This is a genomic window from Streptomyces sp. NPDC126497, from assembly GCF_040302425.1.
Lineage (GTDB): Bacteria > Actinomycetota > Actinomycetes > Streptomycetales > Streptomycetaceae > Streptomyces.
Genome location: NZ_JBEORT010000174.1, coordinates 1 through 6,642, shown reverse-complemented (window position 1 = coordinate 6,642; position 6,642 = coordinate 1). Strand labels below are relative to the sequence as shown.

The window sequence follows — 6,642 nt, the reverse complement described above, 5'->3', positions numbered from 1 at the left end:
CCCCGGCCGCCGGCGGGTTGTCGGGCGGGGAGGCGGCCGGGGCCCCGGACGGCGCCTCGGGGCCGGGCGCGGACGGGGTGGGCTGCGGCGTTCCGGGCGGCGGCTCGGGCGGCGGGGCGTCCGTTCCGGGGGCGGTCGGGTCCTCCGTCCCCTCGTCCGGCGGCGGCACGGGGTCGTCTCCCGCGGCGGGGGCGGACGGGTCGTCGGGGGCCGGGGCGGAGGGCTGCTCCGGCGGGGGCGAAGCCTGTGCCGTGGAGGGTCCGGGACCGGCCGGGACGAGAGGTACCGGCCCGCCGGGGACGAGCGGGACCCCGGGAGCGAGGGGCGCGGCACCGGACGGGCCCTGCCCCGCGAGCAGCGGGACCGGCGGGGAACCCGGCCCGGCCGCGATTCCGGTGCCGTCCCGGGGCGGCGGTTCCCCGCCCGCGTCCTGGCTCTGCGGTGCGGACGGCGTGGAGTCGCCGGGCAGGGGCGGCAGGACGGCCTCCGGAGCGAAGGGCGTGGCTCCCATCAGGCTCAGTCCCAGCACGGCCAGGTACCCGGCCGCCAGTCCCGCCGCTCCGTACCCGGCACGCCGGAGCAGGCGCGCACGTCGGCCGGAGGTGTCGACGAACACGGGGGCGCCCCCGCCGTCCGCTGGACCGATCCCCTCATGTCCGGAATCAGCGTGATTCCGCATGATGTCAGACTACGCCGGGACCGCGCTCCCTACGTGGGCGATCCCGACGAGAACCGCCGCAGCAGCGGGGAGAGCACCAGCACGGACTTGGTCCGCTCGACGAACGGCTCGCCGGCGATGCGCTCCAGGACCCGTTCGAAGTGGCGCATGTCGGAGGCGAAGACCTGGGCGACCGCGTCCGCGTCACCGGTGACGGTGGAGGCGGCCACGACCTCCTGGTAGCGCTCCAGGCCCCGCTGGATGGTCTCCGGCGAGGTGTTGCTGCGGCAGTAGATCTCGACGAACCCCTCCGTCTCCCAGCCGAGGGCGGCGGGGTCCACCCGCACGGTGAATCCGGTGATGGCCCCGGTGACGCGCAGCCGGTCCACCCGCCGTTTCACGGCGGGCGCGGACAGGCCGACCAGCTGGCCGATGTCCGCGTAGGAGCGGCGGGCGTCCTCGGCGAGGGCGTGCACGATGCGTTCGTCGAGATCGTTCAGCACTGCGGGTGGTTCACTTCGCTTCTGGTGTGGCCGGGGTGGCGAGCCGGGAGCGGCGGTAGCCGTACAGGAAGTAGAACACGAGCCCGACGGCCATCCAGACACCGAAGACCACCCAGGTGACCGCGGACAGGCTGCCCATCATCCACACGCAGAACGCGAAGCCGACGGCGGGCAGCACCGGCGACAGCGGCACCCGGAAGGTGCGGGGCATGTCGGGGCGGGTCCGGCGCAGCACCACGACGGCGACGTTGACCAGCGCGAAGGCGAACAGGGTGCCGATGCTGGTGGCGTCGGCGAGCTGGCCGAGCGGGACGGCGGCGGCCAGTACGCCGCAGAAGAGGGAGACGATCAGCGTGTTGGCGCGGGGCGTGCCGGTCCTCGGGCTGACCCGGGCGAACGCCTTGGGCACCAGCCCGTCCCGGGCCATGGCGAACAGGATGCGGGTCTGGCCGTAGAGGACGGTCAGCACGACGCTGGCGATGGCGATGACCGCGCAGAACGCCAGCAGGGTGCCCCAGAAGTCCTGGCCGGTGACCTCGCGCATGATCTGGGCGAGGGCGGCCTCGGAGTCGGTGAACCGCCGCCAGGGCCTGGCGCCCACGGCGACGGCGGCGACCAGCACGTACAGCGCGGTGATGATGGCGAGCGACAGCAGGATCGCGCGGGGCAGGTCGCGCTGGGCGTTCCTGGCCTCCTCGCCGGCGGTGGAGGCGGCGTCGAAACCGATGTACGAGAAGAAGAGCGTGGCCCCGGCGGCGCTGACGCCGGCCATGCCGAGCGGCATGAAGTTCTCGTAGTTGCCGGAGCGGAAGCCCTGGACGCCGACGGCGCAGAACAGCACCAGCGCGCCGATCTTCACGAGGACCATGATCGTGTTGGCGCGGGCGGACTCGCGGGCTCCGCCCATCAGGAACGCCATGGCGAGCAGGACGACGATCAGCGCGGGCAGGTTGAAGACGCCCCCGTCGCCGGGCGGGGCGGACAGCGCGGCGGGGAGGGTGACGCCGATGGTGCCGTCGAGCAGTTCGTTGAGGTACTCGCCCCAGCCGACGGCGACGGCGGCGACCGACACGCCGTACTCCAGCATCAGGCACCAGCCGCAGACCCAGGCGATCAGTTCGCCCATCGTTGCGTACGCATACGAGTAGGAGGAGCCGGAGACCGGGATGGTGCCCGCCAGCTCGGCGTAGGAGAGGGCCGAGAAGAGAGCCGTCAGGCCGGCGATGACGAAGGAGAGCGTGACCGCCGGACCGGCCTTCGGGACGGCCTCGCCGAGGACGACGAAGATGCCGGTGCCGAGGGTGGCACCGATGCTGATCATGGTCAGCTGCCACAGCCCGAGGGAGCGCCGCAGGGAGCCGCCCTCGCCCTGGCCGCCCTCCGCGACCAGGCGTTCCACGGGCTTGCGGCGCATCAGGCGCGCGCCGACACCCGGGGACGGCGGGGCGGCGGTACTGCCGTTGTGCGGGGGTGCGCCTTGGTCGAGCACGCGCTGACTCCTTCGTCGCTGCCGGTCCTGCGCGGCGGGGACCGGCGGCGTCCCGCGACAGCGGGGACCCGTCGAGCGGGTCCCCGCCGCACTACGTACAGCGCGTAACCCTATGAGGTTGTTCGTTGCTCCTGAAATGCAGCAACCTTGCGCACCACCGCACGATCATTGCGTTTCCCGAGGTGAGGCGGGTTTTCGTTGCGCGGGCCCTGTGGGCCGTCGCACACCCGCCCCGCTCCCGGCGGGGGCCGTCAGGCCCAGCTGGCGTGCAGCGGCTTGCCCTCGGCGTAGCCGGCGGCGCTCTGGACGCCGACGACGGCCTTCTCGGCGAACTCCTCGAGCGAGCCGGCTCCGGCGTAGGTGCAGGAGGAGCGGACGCCCGCGATGATCGAGTCGATCAGGTCCTCGACGCCGGGGCGGGCCGGGTCGAGGAACATGCGGGAGGTGGAGATGCCCTCCTCGAACAGCGCCTTGCGGGCGCGGTCGTAGGCCGACTCCTCCGAGGTGCGGTTGCGCACGGCGCGCGCGGAGGCCATGCCGAAGGACTCCTTGTAGGCGCGGCCGCTCGCGTCGTGCTGGAGGTCGCCGGGGGACTCGTGGGTCCCGGCGAACCAGGAGCCGATCATCACGTTGGACGCGCCGGCCGCGAGCGCCATCGCCACGTCGCGCGGGTGGCGGACACCGCCGTCGGCCCACACGTGCTTGCCGTACTTCCTCGCCTCGGCGGCGCACTCCAGGACGGCGGAGAACTGCGGCCGGCCGACACCGGTCATCATGCGGGTGGTGCACATGGCGCCGGGGCCCACGCCGACCTTGACGATGTCGGCGCCGGCCTCGATCAGGTCGCGGACGCCCGCGGCGGCGACGACGTTGCCGGCGACGACCGGCACCTGCGGGTCGAGGTCGCGGACCAGCTTCAGCGCGCTGATCATCGACTCCTGGTGCCCGTGCGCGGTGTCGATGACGAGCGTGTCGACGCCGGCCTCCAGCAGCTGCTCGGCCTTGCCGGCCACGTCGCCGTTGATGCCGACGGCGGCGGCCACGCGGAGCCGGCCCCGCGCGTCGGTGGCCGGGGTGTAGAGGGTGGCGCGCAGGGCGCCCTTGCGGGTGAGGATGCCCGCCAGACGGCCGTCCCGGTCCACGGCGGGCGCGTAACGCCGGTTGGCGCCGTCGAGGGTGTTGAAGGCCTCGCGCGGGTCCGTGTCGGCGTCGATGAGGATCAGGTCCCTGGACATGACCTCCTCGAGCCGGGTGAAGCGGTCCACGCCGGACAGGTCGGCGTCGGTGACCACGCCGACCGGCCGGTGCCCGTCGTCCACGACGACGCCCGCGTCGTGCGCGCGCTTGGGCAGCAGGGCGAGCGCGTCGGCGACGGTCTGGTGCGGGGCCAGCACGATCGGGGTGTCCAGGACGTGGTGGCGGCCCTTCACCCAGGAGACGACCTCGGTGACGACCTCGATCGGGATGTCCTGCGGGATGACGACGAGCCCCCCGCGACGGGCCACGGTCTCGGCCATGCGGCGGCCGGCGATGGCGGTCATGTTGGCGACGACGAGCGGGATGGTGGTGCCCGTGCCGTCCGGGGAGCTGAGGTCCACGCTCTGCCGCGAGCCGACCGCGGAACGGCTCGGCACCATGAAGACGTCGTCGTACGTCAGGTCGTACGCGGGCCGGATGTCGTTGAGGAAACGCACGTGCTGCACATCCCAGTCGATCAAAGGTGGCCCCCGGGCAGGTCAGCCAGGGGGAAGAGCACGTACTTCATTGTCCCATGGCGACCGGAACGCCCGCCCCGGTCGGATCGTCCAGGCCGGTCGGAGCCCCCGCTCGGAGGATCATCCGAGGGCCGGGGTCGCACCGGGCGGGACGGTCCGTCCGCCGCCCCGGCCGACGACGCGCTCCGCGGCCGGGGGGTCCGGGCGTCCCGGCCGCGTGCGGGTGGTGGCCGGCGGCAGGCGGAGGGGCCGGGCCCGGCCCGGCGCCGTACGGCCGTGCCGTCGGGCCCGCTCCCGCCTGCCCCTCCGTCAGGGGCCGTCCGGGTCCGCGCGGTTGAGGGCGGACCGCGGAGTGGTGCCCGCCGTCATCAGGTAGTCCGCGGCCGACGTGTCCGTCACCAGGCTGGTGACGAGGCCCGAGCGCAGTACGGCGTCGATCGCGGGCCCCTTGCGCTGGCCGCCGGCGATCGCGACGACCTCCGGGACCCGGCGCAGCTGGTCGGTCTTGACCGTGATGCACCGCTCCCCCAGGTCCCGGCCGACCCGGCGCCCCTCGGTGTCGAAGAGGTGCGCGGACATCTCCGCGGCGACGCCGAGGGAGGCGTAGTGCGCCCGCTCCTCGTCGCTGAGCATGTCGTGCACCGTCGAGATGCCCGGCTCCCAGGAGCCGATGGAGACGCAGGCCACGGTGACCTTGTCGAAGTACTCGAAGGCCCGCGCGATCCCGGTCTGGTGGCGCAGCGCCTGGGCGGTGGCCGCGTCCGGCAGCAGCATCGGCGCGTAGATGGGGTGGGCGTCGCCGCCCGACACCTGCGCGGCGCGCCGCACCGCCTCCACCGAGCCGCGCTCGGCGGTCCCGGCGTCGTACACGCCCGTGAGCTGCACGACCGTGCAGGGCGGCAGCCGGTCCAGGGCCGCCGCCATGTGGATGGTGGACCGGCCCCAGGCCAGACCCAGCACATCTCCTTCGTTGACCAGCTCTCCGAGCAGGTCGGCGGCCACCTCTCCCAGGTTCTCGGGGTCCGGCGTCTCCTCGGCCTCGGCCGGGGACTCGACCACGACGGCGTGCCTGAGGCCGTAGCGGGCGCGGAGCGCGTCGGAGCGCTCGGCGTCCAGCTCGGCCGGCACACGGATCTCGATCCGTACGAGATCCCGTTCGAGGGCGGTCTCCAGGACCCGGGCCACCTTGAAGCGGCTCACGCCGAACTCCTCGGCGATCTGGATCTTGGATTTGCCCTCGAGGTAGAAGCGGCGGGCCATGGCCGCCGCCTGCACCAGCTCAGCGGGTCCCATCCGCATGGCTGACCGGCCCGCCGACATACCCGACACGGCGATCTCCTCACTGCTGTTCACACTCTGGATTCGCCGTTCATCCTTGCAGATCCGGCGCGGTCGATCAGCCCTCCCGGGCGCCGTTCATGTTCCTGACGCTCAGTGGTCGCATGCCCACGATGCCTTGGCCGTCGCGGCCTCCGCCCGGTTGCGCAGTGCACGTACCGCCTCGGCCGGGTCCGCCGCCCCGTACACGGCGGAACCCGCGACGAAGACGTCGGCGCCGGCGTCGGCGCACCGCTCGATGGTGGACGCCGAGACCCCGCCGTCGACCTGGAGCCAGAGCTCCAGACCGTGCTTGCGGATCAGCTCGCGGGTACGGCGGATCTTCGGCAGCATGATGTCGAGGAACGCCTGCCCTCCGAAACCGGGCTCGACCGTCATGATCAGCAGCATGTCGAGCTCGGGGAGCAGGTCCTCGTACGGCTCGACGGGGGTCGCCGGCCTGAGCGCCATGGAGGCGCGGGCGCCCTTGGCGCGGATCTCCCGGGCCAGCCGCACGGGCGCGGTGGCCGCCTCGACGTGGAAGGTGACCGAACCGGCCCCCGCCTCGACGTACTGGGGCGCCCACCGATCGGGGGCCTCGATCATCAGATGGCAGTCCAGCGGGGTGTCCGTCGCACGGGCGAGCGACTCCACGACCGGCACGCCGAGCGTGAGGTTCGGGACGAAGTGGTTGTCCATGACGTCGACGTGGAGCCAGTCGGCGCCGGCCACCGCCTTCGCCTCGTCGGCGAGGCGGGCGAAGTCGGCGGACAGGATGCTGGGACTGATCTGCGGGGCCATGCACCAAGACTGCCATGTCTCCCGGGGCCTGCGTGCGGCGGTGTCCGGTCGAGAGCGTCGCCCGTCGGCTGCGGGCCGTCCGTGCCCGGGTGCGCCCGGGCCGGCCGGAGCCGCGGACGCCCCCGCCCCGCCCCGCGCCCCGTCGCGGCGCCGCGCCGG

Annotated in this window: 6 protein-coding genes; all 6 read right to left on the bottom strand. The window is 73.6% G+C overall.

Annotation, left to right across the window (positions count from 1 at the left end):
- A partial coding sequence (locus ABTY20_RS34540; protein WP_352001103.1) for a hypothetical protein occupies positions 1-679 on the bottom strand: 679 nt, incomplete at its 3' end.
- Between the two features lie 29 nt (positions 680-708).
- Positions 709-1,161 (bottom strand): Lrp/AsnC family transcriptional regulator, encoded by a 453-nt coding sequence (locus tag ABTY20_RS34535; RefSeq protein WP_352001102.1) that lies wholly within the window; start codon positions 1,159-1,161, stop codon positions 709-711.
- A 10-nt stretch (positions 1,162-1,171) separates the two neighbouring features.
- Positions 1,172-2,650, bottom strand: a complete 1,479-nt coding sequence (locus tag ABTY20_RS34530; protein WP_352001101.1) for an amino acid permease — start codon at positions 2,648-2,650, stop codon at positions 1,172-1,174.
- 251 nt (positions 2,651-2,901) lie between these two features.
- Positions 2,902-4,344, bottom strand: coding sequence for a GuaB1 family IMP dehydrogenase-related protein (locus tag ABTY20_RS34525; RefSeq protein ID WP_352001104.1), 1,443 nt, complete (start codon positions 4,342-4,344; stop codon positions 2,902-2,904).
- 330 nt (positions 4,345-4,674) lie between these two features.
- On the bottom strand, positions 4,675-5,718 hold the full coding sequence (locus tag ABTY20_RS34520) for a sugar-binding transcriptional regulator (protein WP_352001100.1): 1,044 nt from the start codon (positions 5,716-5,718) through the stop codon (positions 4,675-4,677).
- Between the two features lie 78 nt (positions 5,719-5,796).
- Positions 5,797-6,483, bottom strand: coding sequence for a ribulose-phosphate 3-epimerase (gene rpe / locus ABTY20_RS34515; protein WP_352001099.1), 687 nt, complete (start codon positions 6,481-6,483; stop codon positions 5,797-5,799).
- Between the last annotated feature and the right edge of the window lie 159 nt (positions 6,484-6,642).